This is a genomic window from Pseudomonas sp. BF-R-26, assembly GCF_019947395.1.
Taxonomy (GTDB): Bacteria; Pseudomonadota; Gammaproteobacteria; order Pseudomonadales; family Pseudomonadaceae; genus Aquipseudomonas; species Aquipseudomonas farris.
In genome coordinates this window covers 192,432-208,181 of sequence record NZ_JAGYGK010000008.1, presented here as the reverse complement: position 1 = coordinate 208,181, position 15,750 = coordinate 192,432, and the positions used below count along the sequence as shown (strand labels likewise).

General features: G+C 61.6%; 13 protein-coding genes. 4 read left to right on the top strand and 9 right to left on the bottom strand.

Going from position 1 to position 15,750, the window contains the following annotated elements:
* Positions 1 to 17: 17 nt before the first annotated feature.
* The 3 genes from KGB18_RS14080 to KGB18_RS14070 all read right to left on the bottom strand — a co-directional run bounded on the left by KGB18_RS14080 (position 18) and on the right by KGB18_RS14070 (position 2,843).
* The gene (locus tag KGB18_RS14080; RefSeq protein WP_123720352.1) at positions 18 to 566 is read right to left on the bottom strand and encodes a cytochrome b; all 549 of its coding nucleotides are present in this window, start codon (positions 564 to 566) and stop codon (positions 18 to 20) included.
* A 188-nt stretch (positions 567 to 754) separates the two neighbouring features.
* The gene (gene phnX, locus KGB18_RS14075) at positions 755 to 1,582 is read right to left on the bottom strand and encodes a phosphonoacetaldehyde hydrolase (protein ID WP_052967790.1); all 828 of its coding nucleotides are present in this window, start codon (positions 1,580 to 1,582) and stop codon (positions 755 to 757) included.
* A gap of 151 nt (positions 1,583 to 1,733) precedes the next feature.
* Positions 1,734 to 2,843, bottom strand: a complete 1,110-nt coding sequence (locus tag KGB18_RS14070) for a 2-aminoethylphosphonate--pyruvate transaminase (RefSeq protein WP_123720351.1) — start codon at positions 2,841 to 2,843, stop codon at positions 1,734 to 1,736.
* Positions 2,844 to 2,956: 113 nt separating this feature from the next.
* Between KGB18_RS14070 and KGB18_RS14065 the strand changes: the two genes are divergently transcribed.
* A complete protein-coding gene (locus KGB18_RS14065) occupies positions 2,957 to 3,820 on the top strand; it encodes a LysR substrate-binding domain-containing protein (protein WP_123720350.1) in 864 nt (287 codons plus the stop codon).
* A 264-nt stretch (positions 3,821 to 4,084) separates the two neighbouring features.
* Here the strand turns inward: KGB18_RS14065 and KGB18_RS14060 are convergent, their stop codons facing one another.
* Positions 4,085 to 4,957: a LysR family transcriptional regulator gene (locus KGB18_RS14060; RefSeq protein ID WP_038982415.1), complete on the bottom strand. Its 873-nt coding sequence runs from the start codon at positions 4,955 to 4,957 to the stop codon at positions 4,085 to 4,087.
* Between the two features lie 283 nt (positions 4,958 to 5,240).
* Between KGB18_RS14060 and KGB18_RS14055 the strand changes: the two genes are divergently transcribed.
* Positions 5,241 to 6,566, top strand: coding sequence for an MFS transporter (locus tag KGB18_RS14055; RefSeq protein WP_123720349.1), 1,326 nt, complete (start codon positions 5,241 to 5,243; stop codon positions 6,564 to 6,566).
* An 11-nt stretch (positions 6,567 to 6,577) separates the two neighbouring features.
* Positions 6,578 to 7,969, top strand: coding sequence for an FAD-dependent oxidoreductase (locus tag KGB18_RS14050; protein WP_123720348.1), 1,392 nt, complete (start codon positions 6,578 to 6,580; stop codon positions 7,967 to 7,969).
* Between the two features lie 6 nt (positions 7,970 to 7,975).
* Here the strand turns inward: KGB18_RS14050 and KGB18_RS14045 are convergent, their stop codons facing one another.
* A complete protein-coding gene (locus tag KGB18_RS14045) occupies positions 7,976 to 9,400 on the bottom strand; it encodes a type VI secretion system Vgr family protein (RefSeq protein ID WP_123720347.1) in 1,425 nt (474 codons plus the stop codon).
* A 231-nt stretch (positions 9,401 to 9,631) separates the two neighbouring features.
* On the opposite strand from KGB18_RS14045, the gene KGB18_RS14040 reads away from it, so the two are divergent.
* The gene (locus KGB18_RS14040) at positions 9,632 to 10,336 is read left to right on the top strand and encodes a YebC/PmpR family DNA-binding transcriptional regulator (protein ID WP_052967776.1); all 705 of its coding nucleotides are present in this window, start codon (positions 9,632 to 9,634) and stop codon (positions 10,334 to 10,336) included.
* A gap of 155 nt (positions 10,337 to 10,491) precedes the next feature.
* On the opposite strand, the gene KGB18_RS14035 is transcribed toward KGB18_RS14040, so the two are convergent.
* The 4 genes from KGB18_RS14035 to KGB18_RS14020 form a co-directional block, all read right to left on the bottom strand.
* A complete protein-coding gene (locus KGB18_RS14035) occupies positions 10,492 to 11,796 on the bottom strand; it encodes a leucine-rich repeat-containing protein kinase family protein (protein WP_123720345.1) in 1,305 nt (434 codons plus the stop codon).
* Between the two features lie 266 nt (positions 11,797 to 12,062).
* Complete coding sequence (locus tag KGB18_RS14030) at positions 12,063 to 13,109, bottom strand: ABC transporter substrate-binding protein (RefSeq protein ID WP_123720344.1); 1,047 nt, start codon at positions 13,107 to 13,109, stop codon at positions 12,063 to 12,065.
* 17 nt (positions 13,110 to 13,126) lie between these two features.
* Positions 13,127 to 14,242, bottom strand: coding sequence for an NAD(P)/FAD-dependent oxidoreductase (locus KGB18_RS14025; RefSeq protein WP_123720343.1), 1,116 nt, complete (start codon positions 14,240 to 14,242; stop codon positions 13,127 to 13,129).
* Positions 14,239 to 15,594, bottom strand: a complete 1,356-nt coding sequence (locus KGB18_RS14020; RefSeq protein WP_123720342.1) for an NAD(P)/FAD-dependent oxidoreductase — start codon at positions 15,592 to 15,594, stop codon at positions 14,239 to 14,241. Before KGB18_RS14020 ends, KGB18_RS14025 begins: the two co-directional genes overlap by 4 nt.
* Positions 15,595 to 15,750 lie beyond the last annotated feature (156 nt).

Below are 15,750 nucleotides of genomic sequence, written 5' to 3'. Positions count from 1 at the left end.
GTTTTCAGTGGCCGGGCTCAACCGCGCTTGGGCATCATCCGCAGCAAGGTGTTATCGCGCACCACATAGTGGTGGTACAGCCCGGCTACGGCGTGCAGTCCGATCAGCCAATAGCCGATCGTCCCGCCGAGCACATGCCAGCCCTCAAGCTGCTTGGCCAGCGGTTTGTTTTCTTCCATCAGCAATGGCAGATCGAAGCCATAGAACATCACCTGATGCCCCTCGGCGCTGGTAATCAGCCAGCCCAGAATCGGCATGGTGATCATGAAAATATACAGCGCCCAATGCATCAGTTTGGCGATCAGGGTTTGCCAGCGAGGCGAGGCGGGAAAGATCTGCGGCGCCGGCCCCAGGCTGCGGGCGAACAGCCGCAGCCAGACCAGCACGAACACCGTCAAGCCGAGCATGAAGTGGGCTTCCTTGATCAGCGTCCGGCCGCCACTGCCTTTGGGGAATATCCCGCGCAATTCGATGCAGGCGTAAACCACGATTAGCAGAACCAGCATCAACCAGTGCAGCGCGATCGATACGGTGCTGTAGCGTGATTCGGAATTCTTCCAGGGCATACAGTGTTCCTCACAGGTCTGGTCTGAAGTCACCGTTCTTGTTCGACGGCGTGGGTTACTGTAATCCTGTTTGGGGGATTTGCCTGAGACCAATGGGCTGTTCAATGCTCTGAATCAAGTAATCGGCCACAAAAAAGCGCCAGTTCCGTTAAAGGAGCTGGCGCTTTTTTATGAAGCGAGAGGTGTAATCAGTCGGTTTGCGGCATCTCGCCCTTGGCCAGGCGCTTGTTGATGTCGGCGATCACTTCGGGCAAGTCGGTGATAGTGTCGATCATGTAGTGCGGCCGCGAGCCTTCGAACATGGCGTGAATGCGCTTGCGTTCGCTGGCCAGTTTATCGCTGCTCAGGGCGCGATAGCCTTCGTAGTCCAGACCCAGCGCGTTGCCGGAGCAGATCAACGCCACGGTCCACATGCCGGCGCGGCGACCTTCGAGAATGCCCGGTACTGTGTCGTCGATCTTCACGCAGGCCGCGACGTCGTCGATGCCCAAGGCAATCACGTTGGCCAGTGCCTGAGCCGGCCATGGGCGGCCATTGGGCACTTCGTCGGTGGCGACCACATGATCGGCGACGTAGCCGTTGGTGGCGGCCAGTTCGACGACCTTGTCCATGACCTGTTTCGGGTAGCCGGAGCACGAGCCGATCTTGATCCCTTGCTGGCGCAGGTTGGCGATGGTGTCGAGGGCACCGGGAATCAGTGCCGAGTGTTCGGCGATTTTTTCGATCTGCAGCGGCATGAAGCGTTTGTAAATGGCGGTGACGTCATCGTCGGTCGGGGTGCGACCGAACACGTTGCGGTAACGCTCGGCGACTTGCGGCTGATCGCACAGGGTACGAATGTGGTCCCACTTGCCCATGCCCATCGGCCCGCGGGCTTCTTCGATGGAAACCTGGACGTCGAACTCGGCGAAGGCTTCGACGAAAATCTGCGTCGGGGCGAAGGAGCCGAAGTCGACTACGGTGCCGGCCCAGTCGAGGATGGCGGCTTGGAGTTTGGTTGGGTTGGTGTAGTTCATGGCAAATAAATCCTATGAGAACGAGATATTCGGGATTCGATGTACCTGTGGGAGCGGGCTTGGCCGCGATGAGGCCCTGTCAGTCGACATCGATGATGAATGTCAGACCGCTATCGCGGGCAAGCCCGCTCCCACAGGGATCTGGGGTGAATTAAATTTCCAACACTTCCATCTCGCGCAGCACCTCGGCGACCGCCGCCACCGCCGCGTGCATTTCGGCCTGGTTGACGTGGCCGATGCAGCCGACGCGGAAGGTTTCGACTTGGGTCAGTTTGCCGGGGTAGAGGATGAAACCCTTGGCCTTGACCCGCTCGTAGAATTCCTTGAACTGATAGCGCGGGTCTTTCGGCGCGTGGAAGGTGACGATGATTGGCGCCTGGATCGCGGCGGGCAGGAAGCTGCGCAGCCCCAGTTTGGCCATGTCATCGAGCAGCACCTGGCAGTTATTGGCGTAGCGCTGATGCCGTGCGGGCAAGCCGCCTTCTTCGTTGTATTGCAGCAGCGCTTCGTGCAGCGCCGCGACCACGTGGGTCGGCGGGGTGAAGCGCCATTGGCCGGTCTTGGCCATGTAGGTGTGCTGGTCGAACAGGTCCATCGCCAGTGAGTGCGAGTTACCGGCGGCATTGGCCAGCGCTTCTTTGCGCGCAAAGACGAAGCCCATCCCCGGCACACCTTCCAGGCATTTGCCCGAGGCGGCGATCAGTGCGTCGAATGGCACGTGTTGGGCGTCGATCGGCAGGGCACCAAACGAACTCATGGCGTCGATGATCAGGCGTTTGCCGTGTTGCTCGATAACGTGGGCGATTTCTGCCAGCGGGTTGAGGATGCCGGTGCTGGTTTCGCAGTGAATCAGCGCGACGTGGGTGATGCTGGCATCGGCCCGCAGCAGGCGGTCGACGTCGGCGGCGGTGGTCGGTTCGTCTTCGGCGGTTTCGAAGGTGCTGAACGAGCGGCCGAGCACTTCGCAGATTTTCGCCAGGCGTTTGCCATAGGCGCCATTGATCAATACCAGCACTTTACCGTCGCGAGGCACCAGTGTGCCGATGGCCGCTTCGACCGCAAAAGTGCCGCTGCCTTGCAACGGCACGCAGTGATGGCTGTTGCCGCCGTTGATGATTGTCAGCAGTTGCTCGCAGAGGCTGGCGGTCAGTTGGTTGAAGCGGTCATCCCATGAGCCCCAGTCGACCATCATTGCCTGACGGGTGCGGCTCGATGTGGTCAATGGGCCGGGGGTGAGCAGGATGGGCTCGGCAGTACTCATTCTTGTGTCCTCGCAAAAGCTCAGTGGGATGAAGCTACGGGACATAAATTGCAATTCGGTGAGCTATCAATCAAATTGTTTGTTGTTATGCCAGCCATCAGTGAGGGTTATTCATGAATCTGTTTCAGCTGCGCGCCTTCGACGCTGTGGCTCGGGAAGGCAGCTTCACCCGCGCCGCCGAGCGCCTGTTTATCAGCCAACCGGCGGTCACCGGGCACATCAAGGCGTTGGAGGAGCACTACCAGATCACCTTGTTGCGACGCACCGCGCGGCGCGTCGAACTGACGGAAGAGGGCACCAAACTGGCAGCGATCACCCGGGCGATGTTTGGCCTGGCCGAAGAAGCGCAGGTGATGCTGGAGGCCAACCGGCAGTTACTGACTGGGCGCCTGGAAGTGGCGGCGGACGGGCCGCACATGGTCATGCCAATGCTCGCCAGTTTGCGCGCGCGTTATCCGGGGATCACCGTGAACCTGCGGTTGGGCAATGCTCAGGAAACATTGGCGGCGTTATTGTCGGAGCATGCCGACGTGGCGGTGCTGACCGAGGTCGAGCCGCGCAAGGGGCTGCACCTGCAAGCGTTGAGCGAGTCGAGGATTTGCGCGTTGGTGCCCGCAGGTCATTCGTGTGCGCAGAAGTCGAAAGGGGTACAACTCAAGGATCTGGATCAGGTGATCATGGTCTTGCGCGAGCCGAGTTCGATTACCCGACGCACATTCGATGAGGCGTGCGCTCAGGCCAGGGTCAATCCACGGGTGTTGCTGGAGCTGGACAGTCGCGAGGCAGTGACCGAGGCCGTGGCCGCAGAATTGGGCGTGGGCGTCGTATCGTCGGTGGAAGTCAGCCACGACCCGCGGGTGGCGGCGGTACCGATTATTGGCGAGGGGTTGGTCAATCGGCACATGATCGGGTGCATGGAGCGGCGGCGGGATTTGCGGTTGATACAGGCGTTTTTTGAGTTGGCGCCTGGCAGATAGACCGCGGCGCGGCCTTCGCGGGCAAGCCACGCTCCCACAGGATTTGTGTTGTACACAAGATATGTGGCCAACATAAATCCTGTTAAAGCGGCGAACGGGTTTGCGGTTGATACAGGCGTTTTTTGAGTTGGCGCCTGGCAGATAGACCGCGGCGCGGCCTTCGCGGGCAAGCCACGCTCCCACAGGATTTGTGTCGTACACAAGATTTGCAGCCAGCATAAATCCTGTGGGAGCGTGGCTTGCCCGCGATGAGGCCGGACCTGCCTACACCAGACTCTCGCGAACCATCTCCAGAAACGTCGCCACCACTCGCCGCGAACTCTGTTCGCGCAAGCACACCAGCGTCTCCGTCAGCCGCCGTGTGCAATCGGTAATCGGCAGCGCACACACCCTCGAATCCGCGCCGAACTCAGCGGCCGACACCACTCCCACGCCAATCCCGACCACCACCGCTTCGCGCGCCGCTTCCCGGCCTTCGACTTCAATCGCCGGGCGGATGCGAAACCCGGCCCGGGCCATTTCCTCTTCCAGGGTTTGCCGCGTCACCGAGCCGATTTCCCGCAGCACCAATGGCGTGTCGTCCAGGTCCGCCAGGCAGATGGATTCGCGATCGGCCCACGGATGATGGCGCGAAACGAAGGCCACCATCGGGTCATTGCGCAGTGGCAACGAGAGCAAACGTTCGTCGCTGACATCGCGCCCCAACAGGGCCAGATCGGCCTGATAGTTGAATAGCCGAAACAGCGATTCGTCAGTGTTGCCGGTTTCAATCTTCACGCTGATGCCGGGGTAGCGCTCGCAGAACCGCGCAATCTGCGGCAGCACATGCACCGGTGCATCCACCGCCAGAATCAGGCTGCCGGTTTGCAACGCCTGAGACGCGTGAAGCAACTCCTGCGCCTCGGCTTCGATGACGAACAGTCGCTGGGTGATGCTCAACAGGCGCTCGCCCAGATCGGTCAGGCGCACTGAGCGCTTGTTGCGGTGGAACAGCAACACACCGAAACGCTCTTCGAGCTTGCGCACTTGGTCGGAAATCGCCGGTTGCGTCAGAAACAGCCGCTCGGCGGCCCTGGTAAAGCTTCCGTGGACCGCGACGGCGTGGAAGGCTTTGAGCTGGGCGTGGGATACCGACATCGAACTCTCCAGTAACGAGCGTAACCAGTAACAAGCTGAGCTTATATTTGAAATACGATAAATCGATTTCACTTATTAATCAGTAATTGTTTTTATCCGCTTCAGCCCCGGTGACTGTTCAGTCGAACAGCTCGGTGGTCATGAGCCCATGCATGCAATCAGCAGGACTCATCTGACCGGTATCGCCTCAGGGAACAGGCGATACCGCAGTGCTCAACAATAAAAACACAGGCGTTTTCTTCCAATTCTGCCGGCACACTCACACCCTGAGGTCAGAACCACAATGAACAGTCCCATCGGTACCATCAAGCGTTGGCGCGTGCAGATTTTCGCCATCACCTGGCTCGCGTATGCCGCGTTCTACTTCACCCGCAAAGCCTTTTCCGTGGCCAAACTGGGGATCGCCGAAGACCCCACCTTCACCCTCGACAAAATGGCCATGGCCAACCTCGACGCCATCTACCTGGCGGCTTACGCCATCGGGCAATTCACTTGGGGCATCCTGGCCGACCGCTTCGGGCCACGGGTCGTGGTGCTCGGCGGATTGCTGATTTCCGCGGTGGCCGCGTTGGTCATGGGCAGCTTTGCCACGTTGCCGATTTTCGCCACTTGCATGCTGATCCAAGGGCTGGCGCAGTCCACCGGATGGTCGGGGCTGTGCAAGAACATTGGCAGTTTCTTTCCCGCCGAGCAGCGTGGGCGAGTGTTGGGTTTATGGAGTTCCTGCTACGCCTTTGGCGGGCTGGTGGCCTCGCCGTTTGCGGGTTGGTGGGCGTATACGCTGATCGGCACCTGGCATGCGGCGTTCATTTCCAGTGCGGCGGTGGTTGGGCTGGTCGCCGTGCTGTTTTTTATTTTTCAACGTAACAAACCCGAAGACGTTGGCTTGCCAGCGGTGGAGCCGGAACCTGCGTTAACTGCCGAAGAGGCGCACGCTCAAAGCAAGATCAGCGTTCTGGAGCCGCTGCGGGAAATCCTGCGCAACCGCACGGTGTTGGTGCTGGGGCTGGCGTACTTTCTGTTGAAACCGGCGCGCTACGCGATTCTGCTGTGGGGGCCGGTGATCGTCTTCGAGCAAATGCCCACGGTGGGCAAGGTCGGCGCGGCGATTATTCCCACGGCGTTCGAACTGGCCGGGTTGCTCGGGCCGATCCTGCTGGGGCTGGCTTCGGACAAACTGTTCGGCGCTCGACGCATGCCGGCCTGTGTGCTGAGCTTGTTGGCGCTCACGGTTTCCCTGGCGCTGTTCATGGGCGCCCTGCATACCGGCAGCGTCTTGCTGGTGGTGGCGCTGCTGTTTGTCATGGGCCTGACTCTGTATGGACCAGACTCGATGATCAGCGGCGCGGCGGCGATCGATTTCGGTACCGCCAAGGCCGGCGCCACGGCGGCGGGCTTCGTCAACGGTTGCGGTTCGGTCGGGGCGATTCTCGGCGGGCTGCTGCCGGGTTACTTCGACTCGGTCACGGTATTCATCGTCTTTGCCGGCTGCGCGTTGTTCTCGTCGCTGGTGCTGATTCCCCACTGGAACAGTCGCCCGGCGGGTCTGCGTCCCGAAAGAGCATTTGTGCCTAACCAACCGATGACCGTAAAACCCCTGCGTACATAAGGATTACCCCCATGAGACCTTACTGGCTGGAACAGGCACTGGCGGCCGAGTCCTGCGCGCCGTGCGAACCTTTATCCGGTGATACCCGCGCCGACGTCTGCATTGTCGGTGGCGGCTACACCGGGTTGTGGACCGCAATCATGCTCAAGCAGCAGAACCCCGAACTGGACGTGCTGCTGATCGAAGCGGACATCTGCGGTGCCGGTGCCAGTGGGCGCAACGGTGGTTGTGCGCTGTCGTGGTCGGCCAAGTATTTCACCCTGGAACGGTTGTTCGGCGTCGAAGAAGCCGTGCGCTTGGTCAAGGAGTCCGAGCGCAGCATCCACGCCATCGGTGCCTTTTGCGAACAGTACGCGGTGGACGCCGATTACCGCCTCGACGGCACGCTCTACACCGCCACCAATCGCGCCCAATGTGGCTCGACTGACGCGGTGATCGCGGCGCTGGAGCGCAACGGCATCAACTCTTTCACCCAGCGGCCACTGGCGGATGTACAGCGCATGGCCGGTTCCAGCAAACACCTGGAGGGCTGGTTTTCCCCGGCTGCTGCGAGTGTTCAGCCGGGCAAACTGGTGCGCGGCTTGCGTCGGGTGGCCTTGCAGCTGGGGGTGAGGATTCATGAAAACACTGCGATGACCGGTCTGGAGGAGGGTAAGCCTGCGGGGGTTAAAACCCCCAATGGCACGGTCCGCGCCGACCGGGTGGTGCTGGCGATGAATGCCTGGATGGCCCGGGCGTTTCCACAGTTCGAACGCAGTGTGGCGATTGTTTCCAGCGACATGCTGATCACCGAACCGCGGCCGGATTTGCTCAACGAGATTGGGTTGACCAGCGGCGTGACGGTGCTTGATTCGCGGATTTTCGTGCATTACTACCACAACACCCCGGACGGTCGAATCATGCTCGGCAAGGGCGGCAATACCTTCGCCTACGGTGGTCGAATGCTGCCGGTGTTCGATCAGCCATCGCCCTATGCCGGCTTGTTGCAGCACAGCCTGAGTGAGTTCTTCCCGGCGTTCGCCAAGGTCAAGGTCGAGGCCACCTGGAACGGGCCGTCGGATCGCTCCGTCACCGGTTTACCGTTCTTCGGCCAGATGAGCGCCAGCGGCAATGTGTTCTACGGTTTCGGTTACTCCGGCAGCGGCGTCGGGCCTTGCCATATGGGCGGGCAGATTCTCGCCTCGATGGTGCTGGGGCTGGACAATGCCTGGACCCGCTCGCCGTTGGTGAATGGCCCGTTGGGGTTTTTTCCGCCCGAGCCGATCCGTTATCTCGGCTCATTGATGGTGCGCAACGCCATCCGCCGCAAAGAGCGCGCCGAGGATCACGGGCATCGGCCACGGCACCTCGACGTGCGGCTAGCGAAGTTTGCCGCTGCGGCGGGCAAGACCGACAAGGGATGATGAGGCTCAGGGGGCGAGATCCGAGCGGTTGATCAGCCAGTCGAGTAGCAGACGACCATCGCGACGTGGCTCGGGAGCGGGGCGGGAAGGCTGGGGATGGCCCATGCCGGCACACAAAACCGGCCGGTCCGGGTCGCTGTCGAGGAAACTGACCAGCACGTCGGTGCCGGCCATGGGCAATCTGGACGGATCGATCCGACCGTCCGGTGTTGCGAGGGCAACCGGTAGCCAGAGACCGTCGGATTCATCCACCTCGAACGCCGGCGTCGGCCATAGCCTGACCTGTATCCGGTCCTGATCATCGAGCGCCGCCGGTTGCCCGACGGAGCCCAGCACCCGGGCGGTCTGATAGCCCGGGATGCTCGGCCTGGCGTGTTTGAGCGCCGGCCTGAACACCGTTGACCAGGGAATGGCAGTGAACTGATTGTTGTAGCGTCGGGCACTGCCGGGCTGGTCCTCGGCGAGAATCGACGGCTGCTGTCCCTGGTGCCGGATATCGGTGAGCAGCCATTGATCGTTGAAACTCGAGAGCGGGTGTTCTGCCACTTGCAGGATCCGTCCGCTGCACAGTTCGCTCTGATTGCTTTGGCCGTGGATCTGCCGTTGCTGGCAACGCAGGCGTTCCAGCCGTCGGCGGCTGAGCTGGTCGTGATGCAGCTGTTCGGGCGCGGGGCGTGCCATCATCGGGCCCGTTCTGGTGAGCGGGTGGTTCGCCGCTCCATCGCCGATCACCTGCGCGCCGCGGTTTCTGGCCTCCCACCGTGCCGGGGCGAGGTCCGGGTCATGGCGCTGGAACAGTTCGCTGATCACCGGCAAGGCGGAATCGTTGAATGCGTCGTCCTGGAACGGCATCAGCAGCGGTTCCTGAGGGAAACTCAGGCTGTCATCGGCCAGCACCAGCACATGCCCGTCGTGCTGATGTTCGAAGTGATAGTGGATACCTTCTTCCTCACACAGCCGCTGCATGAAGGCCAGATCACTCTCATCGTACTGAATGCAAAAAGGTCGGGACGGGTAGCACCCGTTTGCCAGTTCGAAGCGGTAGCTGTGCTCGGGCAATTGATGCTCCTCCAGCAACTGACGCACGATCGCGGGCACGCTGAGACGATGAAACACCCGACGCGAGCTGTGCAGGTGAAGTTGTTGAAGATAGGGTGCCAGCACCAGGGAGTAACCGACCCGGTGCGGTCCGCGATGTTCGCGACTGACGCTGTGGATCACGCCGTGAATGCCTTGGTCATCCGCCAGCCGCAAAAACGCCGGTTGTTGCAGCCAGTGGTCGAGGTGCAGCGCCGGGGCGAGGCTGATCACATCGATGTCGAATCGATAGGGCTGGTTGAGACCTTCACGGCCACTGAACTGCAACACCTGCAGACTCAAACCGCCGTCAAGAAGTGTCAGGGTGAAGGGGCTTTCCTTGTCGTTGTGCATCGAGCGCGCTTCTGCCAGGGAGGATGGGCGCAGAGGGTACGAAACCACAGCCCTGAAGCGTCACCGCAAATCGACTTTTCAGAATCGCCCTACAAACACTGGTGAAGATGTCGATTCGTCACGGGGTGAAGATCTTGGAATTTTTGGTCGATTGGCATCTTTAGGCCGTATAAACTTGCGCCATGCGTCGGCCAATAGATGTCTCGGCGCCACAGATCAAGAGAGTGAGTAATGGGCGCACAGTGGAAGGTTAAACACAAAGAAGCGGCATCCAACGCCAAGGGCAAGATCTTCGGCAAACTGGTGAAAGAAATCACCATCGCTGCCCGCAACGGTGCCGATACTGCCACCAACGCACACTTGCGTCTGGTGGTCGAGCAGGCCAAGAAAGCCTCGATGCCCAAGGAAACCCTGGATCGCGCGATCAAGAAAGGCGCGGGCCTGTTGGGTGAAACCGTGCAATACCATCGCGTGACGTATGAAGGGTTCGCACCGCATCAGGTGCCGCTGATCGTTGAATGCGTGACTGACAACATCAACCGTACCGTCGCTGAAATCCGCGTCGCGTTCCGTAAGGGCCAGTTGGGCGCTTCCGGTTCGGTGGCCTGGGACTTCAACCACGTCGGCATGATCGAGGCGTCCCCGGACAGCCCTGACGCCGATCCGGAAATGGCTGCGATCGAAGCCGGTGCCCAGGATTTCGAACCGGGTGAAGACGGCGCGACGCTGTTCCTGACCGAACCTGCGGACCTGGATGCGGTACAGAAAGCGCTGCCGGAGCAGGGTTTCACCGTGTTGTCGGCCAAGTTGGGTTACCAGCCGAAAAACCCGGTCAGTGGTTTGAGCGATGAGCAGATGGCAGAAGTCGAAGCATTCCTCGAAGGCCTCGATAACCATGATGACGTGCAGGACATGTTTGTCGGGTTGGCGGGTTAAGCGGTTCCGACAGTTTGTGATCTGATTTGTGGCGAGGGAGCTTGCCTGTGGCGAGGGGGCTTGCCCCCGTTCGGTTGCGCAGCAGCCGTCGCTTTTGGGGTCGCTTCGCAACCCAACGGGAGCAAGCTCCCTCGCCACAGGTTTTATATTTGCCGCTAGTTGAACGCAGCCAACTCCCGCACAACCTCGCTGAACCCCGGCCGCGCCAGCACATCCGGCTGACAGCAGCGCTGCTGCAATGCCTCTAACGACTCACGACCTTCATCGCTCAACCCCGAGTCGATCCGCTCCAGCAATTCCCCCAGCAGCACCCCGAACGCCCGCACCTCGATCCGCTGCAGTGCGCGGCTTTCAAGGCTGTCCGAAGTGGCATGGAAAGACGCCGCCCCAAAGTCCCCCAACAAACAATCACCGTGCTCGTTCCACATGATGTTGTGACCATAGAGGTCGCCGTGGGTGATGCCTTGGCGGTGCAAATGTTCAGCCACTGAAGCAATGCCACTGGCGATGCGCAGCGCCACGCTAGCGCTGAACCGGGTGTCATCGGCGTAGACGTCGCGGGTGCAGGACGCCAGACTCGGCAGCCCGGCCAGGTTGCGGTAGCTCGGATCGATCAGTTGCATCACCAACCCGGCCTGCGCTTGCGGATGGTCGACGATCCGCCCTTCGACCCGGATCAGGTTGGGGTGGATGCCGGCGGTGATGCAGGCGTTCATTTCGTGCAACGGCGAGCCATCGCTGGTCATTTCGCCTTTGTAGAGTTTCACCGCGACCTGTTTCGTCTGCTCCCACAACGCCTGATGAATAACCCCCGACGCGCCTTCGCCGAGTTTTTTCTCCAGGTTCAGTTGGGACCAGGGAATGCTCGTCGTGGCTTCGAGGGCGGCGGCATCGGCTTCGGTTTCCAGCGGGTTACCGGCGTACGCCAGCCAGGTCAGGCTCGGCAGGGTCAGCAGCCATTCGGGAAGCTCGGTGAGCTGATTGGCGGCGATGCGGATCAGTTCGAGTTGATGGCAATGGCTCAGGCTTTCGGGCAATCGCTGTAACCGGTTGCCGGCGAGCATGAGCTTTTGCAGATGCGCGCATTCACCCAGTTCGGTCGGCAAATCCGTGAGGCGGTTGTCGGTCAGGATCAGCCAGCGCAACAGCGGCGGCAGGGCGGCGCCCGGCACGTTTTCGATGGCGTTGGCCTTGAAGCCGATCATCGTCAGCGCGGTGCATTGGCCGAGGCCGGCGGGCAGTTCGGTGAACTGGTTGTCCGAGCAGAACAGCACGCGCAAACGGGTCAGGCGGTGCAGGTCGTCCGGCAGGCTGCGCAAGGCGTTGCCGCTGAGGTTGAGCACTTCGAGCGAGTCCGCCAGGTCGAAGATTTCCCGGGGGAACTCGGTCAGGCCGCAGGACAGATCCAGACGGGTGATGCCCGACAGTTGGCCGGCGCGCAGTTGGGCGAGAGTATCCATGGGCAGGTTCGCTATTGATCAGGAGGAGGGCGTGGAGGGCTGGAAATGGGCGACATGATAGCGGGAAAGTTGTGGTGGCTGTCAGGCCGCCATCGCGAGCAGGCTCGCTCCCACACGGATCTCCATTGTTCGCAAATTTTGTAGTCACTGGAAATCCAATGTGGGAGCGAGCCTGCTCGCGATGAGACCGGTGCTGCACCACAAACCTTGCGGTCAAGCCAGATCCCTGACCTCCACCAACTGCCCCAACCGACTGCGCGATCGAATTAGCGCTCGATACTGCGATTCCACCGGGCATTCCACGCCGGGCGCTGTTCGTTGACCTGATCCCAGTCGATGGCGATCGCGGTCGTCAGATACTGCTTCATTGCCTCGACCTGGCCGCGGGTCTTGTCGGTGGTTGGCGTATTCGGGTTGGATGGAATCTGATCCCCATCTTCAAGCGCAGCGGCTTGCGCTTCGGGCGTCAGCAGGAAAGCTGCGAGCTTCTGCGCCAGTTCCGGTTGGGTGTTGTTGGCGATGGCGCATTCGGCGACGTTGAGCACCACGGCGCCTTCTTTCGGCTGTGCATATTCCACCGGCATGCCCTTGAGTTTCAGCGCGGTGACCTGGGTCGGCGTCAGTGGGAACAGCGCCGCTTCGTCGGTCTGGAGCATTTCGGAAATCTTCGCGGAGCTCGGAATGTACTCCAGCACGTTGCGCCCGACGGTGTTCGGCCAGGCCTTGAACCCCGGTTCGACGTCGGTTTCGCTGCCGCCCTGAATCCGGTTGAACATCAGGAAACCGTGCAGACCGAAGGTCGACGAGGCCATCGACTGGAACACCAGTTTGTCCTTGAAGCGCGGGTCGGCCATGTCCATCCATGAGGTCGGCCCGTTCCAGCCTTTTTCCTTGAACAGCCGCGTGTTGTACGCCAGCCCCGTGACGCCGAGGCTGACCGCCACGGCTTGATCCTTGATGCGGCCCTTGGCCGGAATCTGCGCCAGGGGCGGGCTGTCTTCGAGTTTTTCGCACAAACCCATGGCGATGGCGCGGTACATGATGCCGTCGTCGAGGAACATCACGTGCATCTGCGGGTTGCCTTTGCTGGCCTGGACCTTGGCCAGAATATCGGCGGAGGTTCCCGGCACGATCACCACTTTGACGTTATTGGCTTTTTCGAAAGCCGGCAGCACCTTGTCGGCGTAGAGCCGCTCCATGGTTCCGCCGTTCATGCCCAGGTAAAGCGTCGGTTCGGCCTGGGCCTGGCTGACCGTGAGCATGGCGCCCAAGCAAGAGAAACCGAGCAGTGCACTGCGTTTGAAATTATTCATGGCGCGACCTTCCTCTATCAAGCAACGGAGATGGAGTGAAACCGGGTGATGGAAAACGCATGCAGCGACGTCTTTGACGCGCCGCTACAGATGATCTCGGTGAGCGCCTGGCCCACCGCAGGCCCGATCTGAAAGCCCGCGCCGGCAAAGCCGAACGCGTGCAACAGACCGGGTTGAGTGCTGCTGTGCCCGATCACCGGTTGGCGATCGGGCAGATAACCTTCGGTGCCGCTCCAGGTGCGAATCGCCTGGGCACCTTCAAGAAACGGGTAGAGTTCGACGGCCTGGCGCAGGATCTCGATGACGGCGTTCTGACCAGGCCGGGCGCGGGCGTTATCGAGGGCAAAGCCCTGGCCGCCGCCCAACACACAATTACCGCGAGCGACCTGACGGGCATAGATGCCGCCGCCCTCGACGCCGGTGCTGGCGTTCATCACCAGCGGCAACGGTTCGGTGACCAGCATTGCCGGGTGACCGGCGTGCATTGGCACCGCTTCACCGAATTGTGCGGCGAGCTTTCCGGCCCAGGCGCCGGCGCAATTCAGCAGCCAGGGGGCGTGCAGCTCGAGGCCGGATTGAGTGCTGACGTGAAAGTGCTGACCGTCATGCACCACCGCCGTCACTGCGCATTGTTCATGGATCTGCGCACCGTGCCGACGCGCCGCCTGCGCGAAGGCCGGGGACACCAGGCGCGGGTTGGCGTGGCCATCGTCCGGGCACAACGAGGCACCGACCGCGACCTCTCCGACCCACGGAAAACGTGCGCGCAGCTCATTGCGGTCGAGTACCTGCAAATCGAGGCCGAACCCCTGGCTGCTGGCGGCGTAATCCTGCAAGGCGTGCAGGTCGTTGAGGCTGCGGGCGAGTTTCAGGTGACCGCTGCGCTGGTACTCGCCGTCGATTCCGATGAGCTGCGGCAGTTGGCCCCAGATCTCGTGAGCCCGTTGCGACAGCGGTAATTGCGACAGAGGCCGGCCCTGACGCCGCACGCCGCCGTAGTTCACGCCGCTGGAGTGCGAACCGCAAAAGTCCCGCTCCAGTAATGCAACGCGCCGGCCGGCCTTGCTCAGAAACAGAGCGGCGGAAGCCCCGACAATGCCACCGCCAATGATGATTGCATCGACCTCGATCATGGCTCGACCTCCAGACCGAACGGCAGCGGTTTGATCGGCGCCTGCGCCCGTAACCGGCCGATGTCGGACAGGTTGAGCTGGCTTTCGCAGGCAATGATTTCCGCTGCGGCGGCGCCGCACATCCGTCCCTGGCAGCGACCCATGCCGACCCGGCAATGGGCCTTGACCCGGTTGATCTCCCAATGGCCTTCGCGCACCACTTGGCGGATGTCGCCGGCGCGCACTTCTTCGCAGCGGCAGATCATCAGGTCATCCACAGCGTTGGTGGCCCAGCCTTCGGGAAAGATAAAGGCTCGCTCCAGGCCTTGGCGGAATCTGCCGATAGTGTTCAGCGACTGTTCCAGTTGGTTGGCACGCTGAGGCGGGATCAGGTAACCGATGTCTTCAAGCAGTGCCAGGGCTGCCCGTTCACCGGCCATTTCAGCGGCGTCGGCACCCATGATGCCGGCGCCGTCACCGGCCAGGTACACCTCGGCGACACTGCTGCGACCGGCGCTGTCGCGCTGCGGCAGCCAGGCGCGGTTGAGCGGGTTCCAGGTGAATTCGCAGCCCAGCAGATCGGCGAGTTGGGTTTCACTGCGCAGGCCGTGGGCGAAGGCTACGGCGTCGCATTCGATTCGATGTTCGCTTGCTGCGTTATGCCAGTTCAGCGATTGCACGCGCTGTTCGCCATCGATGCGTTTCAAGGTGGCGCCCTGGTGCACCGGGATTCCGTGGGCGGTTAGCCAGGTGCGGTAATAGACGCCTTTGGCGAGAGTGGCCGGTTGTGACAGCAGGCCGGGCAGGGCACGGGCCTGAGCGCTGAAGGGCGAGCTGTCGAGCACGGCGATCACGTTGGCGCCGGCTTTGGCGTATTGGTACGCCACCAGATACAGCAACGGTCCGCTGCCGGCGAACACCACGCGTTCACCAATGGCACAGCCTTGAAACTTCAAGGCAATCTGCGCCGCGCCGAGGCTGTATGCCCCCGGCAGCGTCCAGCCTGGTACGGGCAGAATCCGGTCGGTGGCGCCCGTGGCGACGATCACCCGGGAGAACTCCAGCCGTGCGGCGCGGCCCTCATGCAAGGTGTCGAGCGCCCCAGATTCGGCGTTCCACACCAGCGTGTCGGGACGGTAATCGAGTTGCTCGCGCAGTGCGTCGATTGTCTGATGCAGTGCCTTGGCCTTGCGTGCTTCGAAGCCATACAGCTTGACCGCCGAACGCTTGAAATTCGCCGGTGGACGTCGATAAATCTGCCCGCCACCGCGCGCGGCTTCATCTAGCAGAACAGGGTGCACGCCATGGGCAACGAGGGTTTGCGCCGCCCGGATTCCGGCGGGGCCTGCGCCGATGATGACTACAGACTTCATACCCACCCCATATGTGATCGACGCCCCAATCCTGTGGGAGCGGGCTTGCCCGCGATGACGGCGGCACATTCAACATCGGTGGTGGCTGACAGTCCGCTATCGCGGGCAAGCCCGCTCCCACAGTTGGTTGAGGTATGCCGCATTATTTTTGGCTGG